The 12,930-nt window shown below is 71.2% G+C and carries 10 protein-coding genes; 2 read left to right on the top strand and 8 right to left on the bottom strand.

The genetic code is table 11. The features are described 5' to 3' along the window. Nucleotides 1-104: 104 nt before the first annotated feature. From AB0M43_RS01745 to AB0M43_RS01725, 5 genes are read right to left on the bottom strand one after another with little or no spacing between them, the layout of a single operon-like run. The gene (locus AB0M43_RS01745) at nucleotides 105-1,439 is read right to left on the bottom strand and encodes an ROK family transcriptional regulator (RefSeq protein WP_363720159.1); all 1,335 of its coding nucleotides are present in this window, start codon (nucleotides 1,437-1,439) and stop codon (nucleotides 105-107) included. A 45-nt stretch (nucleotides 1,440-1,484) separates the two neighbouring features. Beyond that, a complete protein-coding gene (locus AB0M43_RS01740; RefSeq protein WP_363720157.1) occupies nucleotides 1,485-2,321 on the bottom strand; it encodes a carbohydrate ABC transporter permease in 837 nt (278 codons plus the stop codon). Further along, on the bottom strand, nucleotides 2,318-3,268 hold the full coding sequence (locus AB0M43_RS01735; protein ID WP_363720155.1) for a sugar ABC transporter permease: 951 nt from the start codon (nucleotides 3,266-3,268) through the stop codon (nucleotides 2,318-2,320). Before AB0M43_RS01735 ends, AB0M43_RS01740 begins: the two co-directional genes overlap by 4 nt. Continuing rightward, complete coding sequence (locus AB0M43_RS01730; protein WP_363720153.1) at nucleotides 3,265-4,533, bottom strand: extracellular solute-binding protein; 1,269 nt, start codon at nucleotides 4,531-4,533, stop codon at nucleotides 3,265-3,267. The genes AB0M43_RS01735 and AB0M43_RS01730 overlap by 4 nt, the downstream gene beginning before the upstream one ends. 26 nt (nucleotides 4,534-4,559) lie before the next feature. Continuing rightward, nucleotides 4,560-7,649, bottom strand: coding sequence for a carbohydrate-binding protein (locus AB0M43_RS01725; RefSeq protein ID WP_363720151.1), 3,090 nt, complete (start codon nucleotides 7,647-7,649; stop codon nucleotides 4,560-4,562). Between the two features lie 396 nt (nucleotides 7,650-8,045). Here AB0M43_RS01725 and AB0M43_RS01720 point away from each other — a divergent pair, with 396 nt between their 5' ends. Continuing rightward, nucleotides 8,046-8,546 (top strand): hypothetical protein, encoded by a 501-nt coding sequence (locus tag AB0M43_RS01720; protein ID WP_363720149.1) that lies wholly within the window; start codon nucleotides 8,046-8,048, stop codon nucleotides 8,544-8,546. Between the two features lie 34 nt (nucleotides 8,547-8,580). Further along, a complete protein-coding gene (locus AB0M43_RS01715) occupies nucleotides 8,581-9,909 on the top strand; it encodes a hypothetical protein (protein ID WP_363720147.1) in 1,329 nt (442 codons plus the stop codon). 154 nt (nucleotides 9,910-10,063) lie between these two features. On the opposite strand, the gene AB0M43_RS01710 is transcribed toward AB0M43_RS01715, so the two are convergent. The 3 genes from AB0M43_RS01710 to AB0M43_RS01700 form a co-directional block, all read right to left on the bottom strand. After that, nucleotides 10,064-10,483, bottom strand: a complete 420-nt coding sequence (locus AB0M43_RS01710; protein ID WP_363720145.1) for a S26 family signal peptidase — start codon at nucleotides 10,481-10,483, stop codon at nucleotides 10,064-10,066. A gap of 136 nt (nucleotides 10,484-10,619) precedes the next feature. Next, nucleotides 10,620-12,413, bottom strand: coding sequence for an ABC transporter ATP-binding protein (locus tag AB0M43_RS01705; RefSeq protein WP_363720143.1), 1,794 nt, complete (start codon nucleotides 12,411-12,413; stop codon nucleotides 10,620-10,622). Further along, on the bottom strand, nucleotides 12,410-12,901 hold the full coding sequence (locus AB0M43_RS01700; RefSeq protein WP_363720141.1) for a hypothetical protein: 492 nt from the start codon (nucleotides 12,899-12,901) through the stop codon (nucleotides 12,410-12,412). The genes AB0M43_RS01705 and AB0M43_RS01700 overlap by 4 nt, the downstream gene beginning before the upstream one ends. Between the last annotated feature and the right edge of the window lie 29 nt (nucleotides 12,902-12,930).

Genomic DNA, 12,930 nt, shown 5'->3' with positions numbered 1-12,930 from the left:
GGAGCCTGCTGAGCCACCAGTGGGCGATGACCGAGCCCGCGCGGGAACCTTGACCGGTGTCGGAAACGGGCCTGTGATCAGGGTCGAGGTCGTCAGAACCCGTCTCAGAACACGGGGCGGCCCAGGCGGGCGAACAGCGCCTCCCGCACGGCCGCCAACGACGCCTCCAGTGCCCCGAACAGCACCGCGTCGTCGTCCACCCCGGTCACGGCGATCGGTGTCCGCAGCTCCCCGAGTTCGCCCAGCGCCGCCTCGACCGCCGCGCGCAGCGGGTCCGCGCCGGCCTGGGACACGTCCCCGGCGAGTACGACCAGGGGCGGGTCGAGCACCGCCACGACAGCGGCCAGCCCGACGGCGATCCGCTCGGCCAGTACCCCGATGAATGCTCTGCCCCGCCCGGCGGCCGAGTCGGTGTCCCCGCCGAGGGCCACGGACCCCGCCCGCGCGGGTGCCCCACGGAGCTCCGCGCCGACCGCCCCCGCGACGCCGGCACCATCCGCCGCCCCCGCGACGCCGGCCCCGCCAGGCCCCCCACCCTGCTCGCCGCCGGCCGCCCCCAGGATCCCGGCCACCGCCAGCCCGACCACCTCGTGCGCGGTCCCGGCGACGAACCCGTACTCCGCCGCCAACCCCAGCACGGCCGGCCCCCCGACCAGCTCCTCGAAGTCCGGCCGTCGGGCGGCCCCGGGCAGCCCGACCGGCATGTACCCGATCTCGCCGGCCCCCTGCCGCGCCCCGCGCAGCAACGTCCCCCCGAGGTCGATGGCCAGCCCGACGCCCTCCCCGAGCCACAGCATCGCGAACCCGGCGGCGGGGTCGGCGGAGGCCACCCCCCGGTGCCGTTCGGCGACGGCCGCGAGGTTCACGTCGTTGTCGACGTGCGAGGCCCGGTACCCCCGGCGGATCTCGCCGAGCAGCCCCGGGCGTTCCCAGCCGGGCACGTGGATGTGCCGGACGACGTCGGTCCGCTCGTCGTGGGAGCCGGGGATCGCGATCTGGACGTGGTCGAGCTGGTCGACCCGCAGCCCCGCGCGCCGGCACACCTCCTCGACCGCGCCCGTGACGGCGGCGACGGGGTCGGTGGCCGCGAAGTCGACCGCGATCTCGATCCGGCCGCGCGGGGCGCCGGTCAGGTCGCAGACGGCGGCGGCGACGGTGGAGGCCTTGCGCACGGACACGGCGGCGGCGTACCCGGCCTCGGGGTTGGCCGCGTAGATCTCGGCGGTGGGTCCGGGGCCGCCACTCTGGGTGCGCCCGACGGTCAGGGCCAGCCCGGCGTCCTGGAGCCGGCGGAGCACCTCGGAGGTGGACGGCTTGGACAGGCCGATGAGCGCGCGCAGGTCGGCGCGGGTCAGCGGGCCGCTGTCGAGCAGGTGCGCGAGCGCGGCGGACTCGTTGATGGCTCCGAGGAGCCGGGACGAGCCAGAGACCCTAGCCATCTTGCCGCCTTCGCGAGTGGTAACGGAGTGTGGACACCAAGTGTCTCAGCCCTTCACGGACGCCGCCGCCAGCCCGTCGACCACGTAGCGCTGGAAGGCCAGGGCGAGCAGGACCGGGGGCAGGGTGGCGAGGACGCCGCCGGCCGCGACGAGCCCGAAGTCGGCGCTGTAGCGGCCGGTGAACTCGGCGATCGCGACGGGCACGGTCTTCGCGTCGGGGGTGGCCGTGAAGATCAGGGCGTAGAGGAACTCGTCCCAGGACATCAGGAACGTGAACATCATGGTCGCGAACAGGCCGGGCCGGGCGACGGGCAGGACGACCCTGACCAGGGCGCCGAGCCGGCTGCACCCGTCGACCCGGGCGGCCTCCTCCAGTTCGACGGGGAGTGCCAGGAACTGGTTCGTCATGATCCAGAGTACGAAGGGCGTGGTGAACGAGGTGTACACGACGATCAGGCCGAGTTTGCTGTCGAGGAGCTGCAACTGGGTGAGCACCAGGTACAACGGGATGAGCAGCGCGATCGGGGGCAGCATGTACGCGATCAGGAACGCCACCATCGTGCTCCGCCGGAACCGGAACCGCAGCCGCGCCAGCGCGTAGCCGCCGAGCACTCCGACGACCATGGACACGGCGACCGTGCCGAGGGCGACGACGACGCTGTTGCCCATGGACTGGCGGAACATGCCGGCCACGTCGGAACCGCCGGAGTTGGCGATGGCGTCGTACCGCGACCAGGTGGGGTGTTCGGGGATCCAGTGCAGCGGCCGGGCGAGCAGGTCGCGGGGCTCGGACACGCTGGCGAGGACGAGCCAGGCCAGCGGGGCGAGGAACACCACGGACACGAACGCGGCGGCGGCGTGGATGAAGATCTTGTACCTCACAGCAGGGCCCCCCTCTTGCGCAGCGTCCGCAGATAGACGATGGACAGCACCAGCACCACGGCCGTGACCAGGTACGACAGCGCCGAACCGTAGCCGAGCCGCTGGTCGGAGAACGCCCGGACGTAGGTGTAGAACGCCACCGTCTGCGTCCCGCTCGCGGGCCCGCCCCCGGTGATGATGTAGACGATGTCGAAGATGCGCACCGTGTCGATGGTGCGCAGCACGAGGACGATCACGATGCTCGGTACCAGCATCGGCACGGTGATCGAGAAGAACGACCGGATCGGGCCGGCCCCGTCGATCCGGGCCGCCTCGTACAGGTCGGACGGGATGTTCTGCAGGCCCGCGAGCAGCAGGAACGCCACCAGAGAGGTGTTCTTCCAGACGTCGGCGGCGATCACCATGTTCAGGGCGAGGAACGGGTCCGCCCCGAGCCACGACCGGTACTCGTCCATCAGCCCCACCTGGGTCAACAGGGCGTTGAGCGCCCCGTACTGCCCGGAGAAGATGTAGCGCCACATGGCCCCGGACACGATCGTCGGCAGCGCCCACGGCACGATCACGATGGCCCGGAACAGCCACCGGGCGCGCAGCGGCGCGTTGAGCAGCAGCGCGATGCCCACCCCGAACACGATCTCGAAGAAGATCGAGGTGAGGGAGAAGTACGAGGTCTGCCACACGGCGCGCCAGAACCCGGGGTCGGCGAGCGCCTCGGCGTAGTTGGACACGCCCACGAACGGGGTGCTGTCGTCGAGCGGGCCGTCGACGTCCAGGACGGACATGACGAGGGTGCGCACGACCGGGTACACGACGACGCCGAAGACGACGAACGCGGCCGGGAGCAGGAGGAAGAGTGCGAAGCGGGCCTCGCCCCGCCCCGGGCGCGCGGGACGCGTGGGCGTCCCCTGCTCCCGGGGCGGGGCGACACGGTTGAGCTGGTCGGTCACTTGAGCTCGCTCGCGGCCGCCGCCGCAGCGTCGTCCAGGGCCTTCTGGACGGGCTTGCGGCCCAGCAGGGCGTTGTGGATCTCGCCCTGGAGGATCTGGGACACGGCGTTGTAGTGGTTCACGCCGGGCCGCAGGATCAGCGAGTCGAGCTCGGCCTTCGCCGCCGCGACGGTCTCCGGGCTGGTGGCCACCACGGAGTCCTTGGTGTAGGAGGCCTTCCACACCGGCAGGGAGCTCTTGGCGTACTGCTCCTGGACCGGCGCGCTCGTCAGGTGCTGGATGTACTTCCAGGCGTCGTCCTGCTTCTTGCTGGTCGCCGGCACGGACAGCGCCATGGACCCGTTGCACCCGGGCCGCTTCCCGCCGTCGCCGGCCGGGGTCTGTCCGATGGTCACCTTGCCCTTGACCTTGCTCTCCTTCTCGTCCTGGGTCTTGGCCCACATGAAGGTCCAGTTCAGGACGAAGGAGGCGTCGCCGTTCGGGAACGCCTTGGCGACGTCGTCCTCCAGGCTCTCCAGGGAGGCCGGGTTGCTCAGCCCCTCGTCGAGGGTGGACTTCATGAACTGCAGGGCCTTGACCCCGCCGCCGGTGTTGAAGGCGGGCTTGCCGGCGGCGTCGAGGAACGTGCCCCCGAAGGCGCCGAGCAGCTGGGTGTAGTCGCAGATCACGGCCTCGGTCTGCTTCCAGCTCCAGATCAGGGGGTACTTCGCGACCCCCTTGGCCTTGATCGCGCGGGCCGCCTCGACCACGCCCGCCCAGGTGGCCGGCGCGGTCGGGGCGAGCCCGGCGCGGGTGAGGTGCTCGGTGTTGGTGTAGAGGTACTTGGCGTCCAGGATCCACGGCACGCCGTAGAACTTGTCCTTGTGGACGGCCGTGGACAGCGCCCCTTCGAGCATCTGGGTCTTCCACTCGGCCGGCACCCGGGGGGTGAGGTCGGCCAGGAGCTTCTTCTCCGCGAACTCGGGGGGCCAGATCACGTCGATGAGGACGACGTCGAAGGTGCCGGCCGGGGCGGACGCGACGATCTTGTCCCGGAGCGCCTCGTACGCCACGAAGGTCTTGTTGATCTTGATCTTCGGGTTGTCCTTCTCGAACTGCGCGGTCATCCCCGAGATGTCCGCCTCGGAGTACCCCGCCTGCTGCATGAACAGCACGTTCAGGGTGCCCTCGGCCGATCCCGAGGACGCGCCGCAGGCGGCGAGTGCCGCGCCGACGCCCGTGAGCCCGATCGTGCTCAGGACGGTGCGCCGTGACCAGTTGTCCATCTAGTACTCCAGAAATGTGCGGGGGGTCAGGAGGTTTCGAGGAAGTCCACGTTCGGACCGCCGTTGGCCGTGGTCGCGGTCGCGCGCACGGTGCTGGTGCCGGTGGTCGCCGGCACGGTCAGGGTGACGGTCGTCCAGGTGTCCCAGGAGCCGGTGCCGCCGAAGGCCACGCCGCTGGCGACCACCGTCCCGTCGACGGTGATGTCCATCGGGCGGTTGACGGCCGTCCCGTTGGCGTAGCGCAGGGTGAGGGTGGTGGTGCCCGCCGGGACGGTCCAGGTCACCGAGCCACCGACGACGTTCGTGTAGTCCACGAACCCGGTGCCGGAGTAGCCGAGGTGGTTGCTGGCGACCGTGGCCTGGGCCAGCGCCGCGTCCTCCGCCTCGGCCCGGACCACGGTGGAACCGCCGCCCGCCGGCACCGTCTGGGTGGCGCTGTTCCACCCGGACACCCGGACCTTCGGCGCGGCCCCCTGCAGATCGGCCGTCCGGTAGGTCGCCGTCAGGGTGACCTGCTCGCCCGGCCACAGGCTCACCGCGTTGTCGGACCAGCGCACCGGCAGCACCGGCTTGCCGCCCGCCCCGACCAGGTGCGCGTCGAGGTAGAACGCGGGGGTCTTCGCCGTCCCGGTGTTCCTCAGCGTCACCGACGTGACCGTGTCCGCCCCGCTGGCCACCGACGACGCGGTCGCCGACACCGGCGCCTGCGCCATGCCGTTGAGGCCCTTGAGGTCGGCGTAGGAGCTGGTGGGGACGTAGTACCAGTCGTTCTTGGACCAGTCGATGACGTCGTCCTTGGTGGACAGCCAGTACACGTTGCGGCTGACTTCGCGCCCGGCGGCGTCGGTCAGCAGCAACCGGGCCAGGTAGGTGCTCGACAGCCCCGACACCGACGCCGGCACGGTGAGCGCCGTGGCCTTCCCGCCGCCGCCCGGGGCGGTCAGCCCGGTCGCCGTCTGGGAGAACTTGTTCGTGCCGTCCGGGTTGAACAGGTCCACCTTCACGGTCAGCCCCGACGCGGCCCCCGGCTGGGAGTTGACCACCACGACCTGCCGGTTGTCATAGGAGTACTGCACGTGCAGCGGCTCCCCGGCCTTCTTCGCCCCGTAGTAGGAGCCGCCCTGGTCCATGTAGTAGTCGAACAGCTGCCAGTGCAGGGACGTCCACGGGCTGTTGAGCATCCAGTAGACGACGCCCGTCGACGGGTTGGACGCATCGGTGTAGTTGCGCCCGAACGACTCGAACTGCGCCCGGGTGTTCTCGTACTGGGCCAGCTGCGCCTTGCGCACGTAGTCGTCGAGGCTGGTCGGCGCCCCGTACCGCCCCGTGATCGCGTTGTCGAAGATCTTCAGGGTGCCGAAGGTGGCCGACTGCGACCGGTGGTACTGGGTCGCGTTGTAGTTCTTCCACAGCGTGTCCAGCTCGGCGGACGTCATCATCCGGCGCAGCGTGTCCAGGGTCGGCACGTCCGGCCCCGCGCTCGTCTCGGACGCGAACCCGAAGGCCCCGCCCTCGCGCTTGTTGTACCAGTAGCCCGGCGGCACCCAGTCGTACGGCCCGGGCATCTTCATCCCGGACGCGCCCGTGATCGGCGCGGACCGCTCGGCGGCCGCCGCCACGATCGGGGTCGGCCAGTCGGCGGCGGTGAGGGCGTCCACGTAGTTCTTCTCGATCGTCGCCGACGGGGCGAAGTCGCTGCCGATCAGGAACGAGATGACGCTCGGGTGGTCGCGCAGCCGGCGCGCCTCGGCGGTCATGGACAGCTTCGCGGTCACGTAGTCGGCGGCCGTCCACTTGTCGCCCGGCTCGCCGCCGTTGACCTCGCCCTCCCACTTGTCGCAACACTCCCAGCCCGGCAGGGTCAGGATGCCCATCCGGTCGGTCATGGCGAAGAACTCGTCCGGCTCGATGTGCCCTTCCAGGCGCACCGTGTTCAGCCCGAGGTCGAGCACGTAGCGCAGCTTGTCCTCGGCGGCGCCCGCGTCCCAGCGCAGGAACAGGTCGGGGGACCAGCCACCGCCTTTGATCAGGATCGGCTTCCCGTTGACGCTGTAGCGCCGGTGCCCACTGGCGTCCAAGGGCGCCTTGACCTCGCGGATACCGAATTTCTCCTGGTACGTGTCGGAGACGGTGCCCCCGACGCTGGCGGTCAGGTCCAGGTCGTTGAGGGTCTGCGCGCCCATCCCGGCCGGCCACCACAGCCCCGGGTTGTTCACGGTGACCTGCCCGAACGTGACCGTCTTCGTCTCGTGCGCGTTCAGCGCCACGGTCTGGGTCAGCGCCGTGCCCGCCACGTTCCCGGCCACGGTCGTACTGACGGCGGCGTTGGAGTCGTTGCGCACCTCGGCCTTGACGGTCAGGTCGGCCCGGGTCAGCGCCGCGTTCAGGGTGGTGACGACGTGCCCGCCGCGCAGCGCGACCGGCCCGCCCCGGTGCACGCGCACGTCGCGGACGATGCCCATGTTCTTGTCGGGCGGGGTCTGGGCCCAGTCGATCCAGCCCATGGACAGGTCCTTGTTGGGATCGTTCGGGTACACCCGGATCGCGACGCTGTTCGTCCCGGCCCGCACGAGCGCGGTCAGGTCGAACTCGTGCTGGGTGTACGCGCCCACCACCTGGGTGCTGGTCGCCACCTGGGTGCCGTTGACGAAGATGTCCGCCCGGGACAGCACGCCCGACAGGTCCACGTAGGTGCGCGTGGCCGTGTCGGTGACGGTCAGGTCGGCCCGGTACCACCAGGGCACCTGGAAGTCCGCCGTCGGGATGTTCTTCATGTTCGTCGAGAAGAACGGATCCGGGTACTTGTTGTTCTGCAGCAGCCCGGCGAGCACGGTCGACCGGGCGCTCACGGGGTACCAGCCGGCGGTGTCGTACCCGGGCTGGGAGATCTGCGCCCCGGTGCCCGACGTCTTCGCCGAGGACTGGAGCAGGAAACCGGGGATCGCGGTACTGCTGCCGGGCGCGGAGGGGACCGCGAGCACGGCGGAGGGGTGCGCGTCGGCACGGGTGGGGGAACCGGCGACGATGCCGGTCCCGGCGAGGACCACGGCGACCGCGGCGGCGAGGGGGAGTCGCAGCCGGGCGCGGGTGGTGGGGTGTTTCGAGGGGGAGTCCACGATGCCTCCTGAGGGGCGGCGTTAGATAGGTAGGCTACCTAACCAATGGAGCGTAGCGACGGCCCTCGATCCTGACAAGACGCTGACCGAATTGTTCCCGGTGCTCGTCGTCCGGTGCTTTCCGGCTCTGCTCCCGCGTGGGTCCCCAGCCTCGTGGTCGTCGCCGAATTGACCATGTTTGTAGCTGGTAGAACCGGCCGATTAGCGGGCTATTCGGCCGAAGTCCTTGCTGGCACCAAAATGCCGTGCACGTTGGTGCCAGCCGCACGGTAGTGACTCCACCCGGGACCGCTGGCAGAGTTCACCACATCGGAAGAACGCACCACATCGGAGCGAAACTTCTAAAAGCCAACAATTACGTACACGGGTGGAGTCTGTCATGAAGGCATACGAAACATGAAGAAACTAGTCCTCTTCGTCGGCGTCGGAATGGCGTTCACGCTGACCGCCTGCGGCGTCACGGACAAGCCCGCGGCCAGTCCGGCGCCGGCGCCCACCGCCTCCGTCGCCGGTCTCCCGGCCACGACCGCCGGCTCCGCGCCGACGGCCACCGCCACCGCCACCGCGACGGTCCCGAATCCACAGTCGACGGTCCCGGCGGCGTCCGGCACCGGCTGCCCGGTGACGGCGGACGCGCTGATGACCGCGTTGAAGGCCAAGGGCAGCGACATCTACACCCGGGCCGCGAGCCCGGCGGCGCTGCACAAGGTCTCGTGCCACGAGAAGTTCGCCGTGGCCGCGACGGTCCCCGACGGGGAGCACCAGCCCTCCCGGATCGCGTTCGGCTACGACTCCGCCAGCACGACCTGGCGTCCCCTCAACCTCGGGTCATCCGGCTTCTGCGCCGGCTACGTCCCCGACCACCTCGCGGCGAACCTCGCCGGCTGCACCTCCTGATAACTCCACACCAACACAAAGGACACCCTTCACCATGAGTACCACTCTGCTGCGCCGTGTCATCGGAGCCGTCGCCGTCTCGGCCGTGGCCGTCGGTTCCCTGATCGTCGCCTCGGCTCCCGCCCAGGCCGCGTTCACCTCCAGCATCGACGGGAACATCACCCGCTCCGAGGTCATCGAACGCGCCCAGTACTGGGTCGACCACCAACCCGGCCCCTACAGCCAGTCGGAGTTCTCCCCCGGCCCGACCGGCGACCGCAGTTACCGCCGCGACTGCTCCGGATACGTCGACATGGCCTGGCACACCGGCTCACACCACTGGACCGGCAACCTCTCCGCCATCTCCTACGAAATCCCCCGCGCCGACCTCAAACCCGGCGACATCCTCAACGACGCCGCCAACCACGTCTTCATATTCAACGCCTGGGAAGCCGACCACACCTACTTCTCCTACTACAGCTTCGGCTCCAGCCCGGTGCGGAAGATCAACCACGTCTCGATCAACGCCGCCGAACTCGACGGGCACCCCAACGGCAACTACGTCGCCCGCCGGTACAACAAGATCGTGGACGACGCCGGGGTCTCCACTCGCCGGATCAACGAGGCGAGCAGCGCGAACTCGTGGATCAACCAGTGGACCGGCGCCACCGGCGCCTCCGGCCTGTCCGTGGTCGAGGTCAACGGCACCAAACTGATCTACTCCGTGGACGCCAACGGCCGGGTGAACGAGGCGAGCAGCGCGAACTCGTGGATCAACCAGTGGACCGGCGTCACCGTGCCTGTCACCTCGAACCTCTCGGTGGTGGCGGTCAACGGCACCAAGCTGATCTACTCGATCGACGCCAACGGCCGGGTCAATGAGGCCAGCAGCGCGAATTCGTGGATCAACCAGTGGACCGGGGTCACCGCGGCTCCGGGCTCGAACCTGTCGGTGGTCGCGATCAACGGCACCAAGTTCATCTACTCGATCGACGCCAACGGCCGGGTGAACGAGGCGAGCAGCGCGAATTCGTGGATCAACCAGTGGACCGGCGTCACCGTGCCTGCCGCCTCGAAGCTCTCCGTGGTCGCGGTCAACGGCACCAAGCTGATCTACTCGATCGACGCCAACGGCCGGATCAACGAGGCCAGCAGCGCGAACTCCTGGAGCAACCTGTGGACGGGCGCCACGGCGACCGCCACCTCGAACCTGTCGGTGGTCGCGATCAACGGCACCAAGTTCATCTACTCGATCGACGCCAACGGCCGGATCAACGAGGCCAGCAGCGCGAACTCGTGGATCAACCAGTGGACCGGCGTCACCGCCACCTCGGGTCTGTCGGTGGTCGCGGTCAACGGCGCCAAGCTGATCTACTCCTACTGATCAGCGCCTCGCACGAAGGCCGGACCCAGCAGTAACCCTCCGCGTCGCGGGGCGCGGACCACCCGGTCCGCGCCCCGCGACGCATTCCGGCCCAGGACGTGACCATGCCGTCCGTAGGCGGCGGGACCTCGCTGCGACCGGCCCGGCGCGGACCTCACACCGGGTCGCCGGCAGCCAGGCGGCGGACGACCACGCCGAGCACCGCGGCCACAGGCACCAGGCCGAAGCGTCTCGAGTCGAGGCTGTGCGGGTTGTCGCCCAGCACCGCCAGGTACCCGACCGGCACCACGGGGTGCCGCACCACAGCGGCCATCTCCGGCGGCACCGGGTCGCCGGGCGTGGCGGTGGCCCGCTTGACGAGCCAGGGCGGGTCACCGGGGCGCGGCCGGCCCGGCGGCGCGAAGACCAGCGGCGTTCCCCGTCGCACGGTGCGGGTGCGGCGGACGAGGAGCCGGTCGCCGTCGTGGAAGGTGGGGGTCATGCTCGACCCGACGACCGTGACCACCCGGTACCGCAGCCGGGCGCCCGCGAGGCCCGCGCCGGCGAGGACGAGGAGCGCCCCGAGCCAGATCACCGGCCGGCCACCAGGTGCGCCAGGTCGCCCCACCGGCTGATCCGGAATCCGACCACGCAACCGGACCCGACACCGGCCCGTGTCGCGGTGGGCCCGGCGGGTGCCGACCGGACGGGGAGAACCAGGGCCACGGCGCTCACGCGGCGGTCTCCGCGTAGCCGGCGGCCTGGAGGGCGAAGAGTTCGGCGTACCGGCCACCCGCGTCGACCAGTTCCGGGTGGGTGCCCTCCTCGATGACCCGGCCCGCCTCCAGCACCACGATCCGGTCGGCCTCCCGGAGCGTGTTCAGCCGGTGCGAGACGAGCAGGCTCGTGCGCCCGGACCGGTGCCGGCGCAGGATCTCGTGGATCTGGTGCTCGCTGACCGCGTCGAGGCCGGAGTTCGGCTCGTCGAGGATCAGCAGGTCGGCGTCGTCGCGCATCAGGGACCGGGCGAGCGCCACCCGTTGCCGCTGGCCGCCGGACAGGGCCACGCCCCGGCCGTCGCCGGTCTCGCCGACGAAGATCCGGCTGAGCAGGGTCCGGTACCCGTCCCGTAGTCCCTCGATGGTCGTCGCCGCACCCGCCAGCCCGGCCGCGCGTTCGATCGCCGGCCGGTCGTCGAGCCGGGCGACGTCGCCGACGCCGATGTTCTCCGCGACGGTCAGGTCGTAGGCCATGAAGTCCTGGAAGGTCACCCCGATCCGGCCGCGCAGACCGTCGATCGCGTACGTCCGGATGTCCGTGCCGTCCCAGCGGATCTCCCCGCGCTCGGGGTCGTACAGCCGGCACAGCAGGCTGATCAGGGTGCTCTTGCCGGCGCCGTTCACCCCGGCCAGTCCGGTCGCCCGGCCGGCGGGGATCGTCAGGTTCAGGCCGCGCAGCACCCACGGGCCGTCGGCGTCGTAACGGAACCACACGTCGCGGAACTCCACGGACCGGCGCAACGGGTCCGGGGTCCCCGTGCCGTCCACCAGGTCCGGTGGGGCGTCCACGACGTCCAGGTAGTGCCGGAACAGCCGCACCGCCTGCGCGGCGTCCGCGAGCTGGGTACCGACCCCGGAGACCGCCGCCTGCAACCCGGCGACCGCGCTCAGGAACAGCACCACGTCGCCGGCCGTCAGGTGGCCGCCCGCCGCGCGGAACACCACGGCCGCCGAGCCCGCCGCGAGGGTCACGGCGCTGAGCAGGGCCAGCCCGCCCTGGGTCAGCGTCATCCTCCGCTGGACCCGCAGATCCGCCCCGCTGACCTCCAGCGACGCCCTCGTCATCCGGGCGTGGAACAGGTCGCCGAGCCCGTACAGCCGGTGCTCGGCCGCCCCGGCCAGCTCGGTCTGCAACCCCTGGTACATGAACCGGGACCGGCGGGCGGTCATCGTCTCCTCCGCCGTCCGGGCGAACCGCCGCGCCATGCCCCACTGGGCGAGCAGGTGCGGGACGGCGGCCAGCGCCAGCATGACGGCCATCGGCGGCCACACCGCCAGCACCAGGACGAGGAAGCCGGCGGAACCCAGGACGGCCCTGACCGACGTGAGCAGGAAGGCCACGCAGGCGCCCGGTGCGTGCTGCGCCGTGCCCTCGGCCAGCCGGAACCGGTCCTGGAACGCCGGGTCCTCCAGTACCCGCAGGCCGCGCAGTCCGCTGGCCGCCCGGTAGAGCCGCTGCTCGACGTGCAGGCCGATCCGGGTCCGCAACCAGGCGGTCAGGTAGCCGGTCAGGTACCCCGCGCCGGCCGCCGCACCCCCGAGCAGGGCGGCCGCGGCGGCCAGCCAGGCGAGCTCCGATGCCGGGCGGGCCGGCCCGTTCAGCCCGTCGATGAGCAGCTTCCCGGCCCAGGCGGCCAGGACCGGCAGGCCGCTGACCGCCGCACCGACCGCCAGGACCGCCACCCCGCGGATCCCGGCCGCCGCCCAGCCCGTGAGCAGGGCGGCCCGCACGGCCCGCCCGCTCACACCCCGGCCCCGGCCGCGACGCCGTTGTCCACGTCCCGGATCACGCCGTCCGCGATCCGCAGCGTCGTCGGGAACAGGGCCACCCCGAAGGCGCGCCCGACCGGTCCGTCCATCGGAGTGACCCCGGCGCGGGCGAAGAACGGGACCTTGGCGAGCACCGCCCCGGTCTCCGGATCACCCGGCTCGCCCATCACGAACACGAACGTCGGCTCGGCCCCGGGCAGCGCGGCCAGCGTCCTCGTGCACGGGGCGCAGCCCGGCAGCGCGAACACGACCGTCGCCGGCCCGGTGAGCAGGTCGCGGTGGGTGAGGGTCGCCCCGTCGGTCATGGTGGCGGCGAAGTCCGGTACCACGTCGCCGACCCCCGGGGCGGCGGGCCCGGCGGTGGCGCCGTCGCGCAGCCGGCGGATCACCGCGAGGGTCAGCACCAGGTTGAGCAGCACGATCGCGGCCAGGACCAGCACGGCCGCCGACAGCAGAGATTCCATCGGTGTCCCTTTCCGTCAGTGGGGGAGGG

Origin of the sequence: Longispora sp. NPDC051575, from assembly GCF_040681875.1 — a bacterium.
Classification (GTDB): Bacteria; Actinomycetota; Actinomycetes; order Mycobacteriales; family Micromonosporaceae; genus Longispora.
This window is presented reverse-complemented; position numbering and strand designations above follow the sequence as displayed.

Bases quoted from the DNA above. Each gene is read 5' to 3' on its own strand.
- AB0M43_RS01745 (WP_363720159.1), bottom strand. From the start codon at position 1,439: ATGGCTAGGGTCTCTGGCTCGTCCCGGCTCCTCGGAGCCATCAACGAG.
- AB0M43_RS01730 (WP_363720153.1), bottom strand. From the start codon at position 4,533: ATGGACAACTGGTCACGGCGCACCGTCCTGAGCACGATCGGGCTCACG.
- AB0M43_RS01700 (WP_363720141.1), bottom strand. From the start codon at position 12,901: ATGGAATCTCTGCTGTCGGCGGCCGTGCTGGTCCTGGCCGCGATCGTG.
- AB0M43_RS01720 (WP_363720149.1), top strand. From the start codon at position 8,046: ATGAAGAAACTAGTCCTCTTCGTCGGCGTCGGAATGGCGTTCACGCTG.
- AB0M43_RS01715 (WP_363720147.1), top strand. From the start codon at position 8,581: ATGAGTACCACTCTGCTGCGCCGTGTCATCGGAGCCGTCGCCGTCTCG.